The sequence below is a fragment of the Streptomyces capoamus genome, from assembly GCF_014654935.1.
Taxonomy (GTDB): Bacteria; Actinomycetota; Actinomycetes; order Streptomycetales; family Streptomycetaceae; genus Streptomyces; species Streptomyces capoamus.
This window is the reverse complement of the sequence record NZ_BNBF01000006.1, coordinates 331,262-333,888: the sequence shown is the minus strand read 5'-3', so window position 1 is coordinate 333,888 and position 2,627 is coordinate 331,262. Positions and strand designations below refer to the sequence as shown.

Annotated in this window: 2 protein-coding genes and 1 pseudogene; 1 reads left to right on the top strand and 2 read right to left on the bottom strand. The window is 66.3% G+C overall.

What is annotated here, in order from left to right:
* Together IE312_RS12940 and IE312_RS12935 are read right to left on the bottom strand one after the other, a co-directional pair.
* Window positions 1-1,429, bottom strand: a 1,429-nt coding sequence (locus IE312_RS12940) for a hypothetical protein (protein WP_229899623.1), incomplete at its 3' end; no start/stop codon positions are given.
* 2 nt (window positions 1,430-1,431) lie between these two features.
* Window positions 1,432-1,851: a DUF2563 family protein gene (locus IE312_RS12935; RefSeq protein ID WP_306419731.1), complete on the bottom strand. Its 420-nt coding sequence runs from the start codon at window positions 1,849-1,851 to the stop codon at window positions 1,432-1,434.
* A 349-nt stretch (window positions 1,852-2,200) separates the two neighbouring features.
* Here IE312_RS12935 and IE312_RS39770 point away from each other — a divergent pair.
* Window positions 2,201-2,627: pseudogene (locus IE312_RS39770) on the top strand (hypothetical protein); the annotation flags it as partial.

Below are 2,627 nucleotides of genomic sequence, written 5' to 3'. Positions count from 1 at the left end.
CCGTGCCACGGGGAATCCGCGCACCGCCCTTAGCCGGACCGCCCGTGCTCGTCGGGCGCCCGCCGACAACTCCGTTCGAACGGCCGGCTCCAGTAGTCGGCGTAACGCCCCCACGGGGTGCCGCCGAGCCACCGGGCCGCGGTGTACCGCCGGTGACCGCGCGGCCCATCGGGGAAGCAGTCCCCCTACCTGCGGGCTGTCCCGTCGACGTGGTGCGTCCCACCTGGTTCATGGGGCCTTGTGCCGCGGTGCGTCCGGGCCCCTGAGAGTTGGGAAGCCCGGACGTACCCGCCCGCCCCTGAGCGATGGGCAGGGTACGGTATCCGGCCGAGCCACTCAAGGTTCGGCCTGATGTCGGACTGGGCAACGGAACCCGATAACCGGCGCCGCCCAGTGGATCGGCCTGACCACTGCCCGTAGGAGGCGTGCCCGTGACCGGCGGGGTGGGGCCGGTCGTGTGCGTGGTTGTCGGCGGAGGCAGCGTGCCGGTGCTGTCGATGTTCGTGCCGACGGTGGGCTGTTCAGGGAGCGGTGTGGTGTGCGTGTTCGGCGTCGTCGGCACGTGTACTGGGGTCGTGTGGCCCGTAACGTGATGGGCGACATCGTCCGTCCCCACCGCAGCTGCGTGATGGCCGATGGCGCTTACCGACCCGGTAGCCGTATGCGAGCTCGCACCGGCCGTCGGACGGCCGACCCCGTACGAACCGTCGGGCTGCGGATGAGGCACGCCCACGTCGGGCATCGACGTGAAGTTCGGCGTCTGGTCCTTGGCCGGCAGGGACGCCAGCACCTCTTCGGAGACCGCGTAGTACGACGACAACCGGTTCAACTGGTTGATCGCCTCTTGGCGGTCCTTCTCGACGCTGACAGCCTCGGCGTAGTCCTTCGCGTTCGCGGTCTTCTCGGCCGCGGTGAAGTCCTTGGGTCGTTTCGGGTTCGCCCTGGTGTCACGAGTCGGCATCGCACCACGCACGGCAGCCAGACCCACCGCGGCAGCGGTGATCTGATCGCCCGCTGCTCCAGCGAACTCGCTCAAGTGGTGCGTGTTGGTGACGAGGTTCTCGCCCCAACTACGGAAGGCCTCGCCCGATACGCCCACCCAGTGAACCTGGTCGATGTTGGCCTTGAGGTCGTCGGCGGCCTTCTTGATGGCATCGCGTGCGTCCCACAGAGCCTTGCCGGAGGACTCGAGGTCCTCCGGGTCGGTCGCCTGGACCAGGTCGATCATCTTGTTGAGGTCGAGATCGCGCTTGTCGAAGTCGGTCCTGGCGGCGACAGCTCGTCCGTAGGGTGTCGCTTCGACCACCGAACGCATCATTCCGTTGAGGAACCCGCCGCGCGGCTCATCCTCTATGCCGCGGACGATGTCCGTAGCGGAGTTCTGCTGAGAGACGCGGTGCAGATCGCCCTTATGGTGCTTGTCGGTCATCGTCACGCCTTCATCTCGGTGCCGCCGCTGGCGTGCTGCTTGTCGCCCTTCTTGGACTGGAGCTGACTGATTTCGGTCTGGATCGCCCAGAACCGCTGTCGCTGCTCCTCTTCGAGATTGTCAAAGCCCCTGTGCGCACCGGTGACCGCAATGCCGATCGCCTCGATCTGCAAGTGCAGGCTCTTGGACAGGTTCGTCAGCTCGTGATGAACCCTGGTGTACTGCTTGTACAGACCGTGCGCCTCAGGAAACTCGCTCTCACCACCCGATGTCAGGGATGTAGCCCTGATCGTCTGGGCTCCGACTTTCGCCGGGTTGCCCGCGGACCCCTCGAGGGCGCTCAGCACCTTGTCGACTTGACCCACGAACTTGTCCAGCGCCTCGCCGCTGGCCTCCAGGTTCGCCGCCCTGGTCGCCGACACGCCCCCCACCATGTCTGACGGAAGCACGACGCTCCTCCCCGTTTCCCCGTACATCCATCGGCCCGTCCGGAGTCGGGGCCGACCAACCGCTCGCCGTACGATCGCAAAGCGAGTCGCGCCTCACAACGCGTTTACCACTGTAGTCACCCTGCACAACGGGTCCAACCGACCTACGTACTCAGTCAGTTACAACACCCCGACCGGGTGACACGCTATGCCCGGTTTGCCAGTGTGCGGCAGCGGCCGCATCTAAGTCGATCTTCATTGAACTTCCACACCCATGGATCACCCGAGGTGGGTGGACCCGGCACCGGCCGGTGGCGGAAGCCATCGGACATAATCGCCTCCCATGACCGTACTGATGCCCGTGCTCCTGGTCCTCATCGTGGGAGGGATCTTCGCTCTCGTCATCACCATGATGGTCCGCGCCCAACGGAGCCGTACTCGCGGCATGCAGGAGAGAACTGAGGCGATCCAGCTTGTGCAGGAGCGCGGGTGCAGCTATCAGAAGGTCACGTACGGGCTGATCGACGGGCTCTGCGGCATGGCGCCTCTCCCTGTCAGCGGCCGGAACCTGCGGGCGGAGCACTACATCACGGGTGAGTTCCGGGGCAGCGGCTTCCGCTGCTTCGAGTACGTGACCGGTGTACTCGACGTACAGGACGGCCCGGGGCGGAACGAGCCCGTCTTCTGGACGGTGTTCGCTGTCACCGCGCCGGGCCCTGGAGTGGAGCTGGTGGTGCGACGGCCGCAGGCGCTCGACGGGATGACGCAGC